The organism is Synechococcus sp. BA-120 BA3 (assembly GCF_034931285.1).
GTDB lineage: Bacteria > Cyanobacteriota > Cyanobacteriia > PCC-6307 > Cyanobiaceae > Cyanobium.
Genome location: NZ_JAYGHZ010000471.1, coordinates 1 through 1,130, shown reverse-complemented (window position 1 = coordinate 1,130; position 1,130 = coordinate 1). Strand labels below are relative to the sequence as shown.

Annotated in this window: 3 protein-coding genes; all 3 read right to left on the bottom strand. The window is 70.3% G+C overall.

What is annotated here, in order from left to right:
- Window positions 1–69 precede the first annotated feature (69 nt).
- Window positions 70–510 (bottom strand): type II toxin-antitoxin system VapC family toxin, encoded by a 441-nt coding sequence (locus VB737_RS16900; protein ID WP_500314677.1) that lies wholly within the window; start codon window positions 508–510, stop codon window positions 70–72.
- The gene (locus tag VB737_RS16895; protein WP_500314675.1) at window positions 507–749 is read right to left on the bottom strand and encodes a type II toxin-antitoxin system Phd/YefM family antitoxin; all 243 of its coding nucleotides are present in this window, start codon (window positions 747–749) and stop codon (window positions 507–509) included. Before VB737_RS16895 ends, VB737_RS16900 begins: the two co-directional genes overlap by 4 nt.
- 135 nt (window positions 750–884) lie before the next feature.
- Window positions 885–1,130, bottom strand: a 246-nt coding sequence (locus VB737_RS16890; protein ID WP_500314673.1) for a bifunctional ornithine acetyltransferase/N-acetylglutamate synthase, incomplete at its 5' end; no start/stop codon positions are given.

The window sequence follows — 1,130 nt, the reverse complement described above, 5'->3', positions numbered from 1 at the left end:
GGGGAGGAGGGCCTGGCCGTGACCATCGACATCAGCACATGCGCTGCCATCTTGCCGCGGAGTGGCGGTTCAGGCCCCGGCGAACAGGGCGACGCCGATCGCGGCGGCGGCGCGATTTAGCTGGCGATCGAAGCTGGCCAGGCTCGCATCGAGGCGCTGGGCCAGTTCCAGGTAGCTGACGTCGTAGCTGGAAAGCCCATGGGTGCGGGCCAGGGCCAGCAGGCGTGTCCCGCGATCCGGCGGCGGCCCGATGTCGGCCTGGAACGGCAGGCTGTTCAGCCGGGCCAGGAACAGATCGCTGTCGGCCTGGGGCAGCACGGAACGCCGCTCCGCCACCAGCAGGGCATTGGTGACCTCCAGGTGCCAGAGACCGGGAACCCACCAGGGAACGGTCCCGCAGGCCTCGAGCAGGCGATTGGCCCGTTCCACCTCGCCGGGCTGCTGCCGCTCGAACACCCAGGCCAGGGCCATCGACGCATCGATCACCAGGGTCGAGGGTGCCCCGCTCACCGTCGCCCTTCGCTGACGAAGCTGGCGACATCGGCCGCACTGACACCGCGAATCCGCGGGAACGCCCGCAGGGCCGCGACCGCCGCGTCCACGCCCTGGCCGGGATCGTTGCGGTGGGGCACCAGATCCGCCACGGGTTTTCCGCGCACGGTGATGGTGAAGCGCTCACCGTTTTCCACGGCGCGCAGGAGTCGGGAGAGCTGGGCCTTGGCTTCGAAGGCCCCGATGCTGGCGTCCATGGGCCATGAGCTGGTTCACGGCCTAGTTTATTCAGTCATGGTGGACGGCGCACTGACGCGACCCGCCACGACCACAAGGCGCAGCATGTTGATGGGGCCTGGGGCCATGCAGATCTCCTGCGAAACAGCAGCTCCCTACGTCGTGTAGTCCGCGTTGATCCGCACGTACTGATCCGAGAGGTCACAGCCCCAGGCGCTGCCGCTGCCCGGGCCGTCGCCGACCCGCAGCCGGATCGCCACCGTGTCGTCGGCCAGGTAGGCGCCGGCGGCGCGGGCCTTGAGGTAGGCCGACGCCGCCGGGCGGTCGAAGGCCAGGGGCTGGCCTGACGCCATCAGCTGGTGGTCCCCCAGCCACAGGGCCACGGCGGCGGGGTCGAAGGC

Excerpts from the sequence above, each read along its gene's own strand:
- VB737_RS16895 (WP_500314675.1), bottom strand. The coding sequence starts at position 749 with ATGGACGCCAGCATCGGGGCCTTCGAAGCCAAGGCCCAGCTCTCCCGA.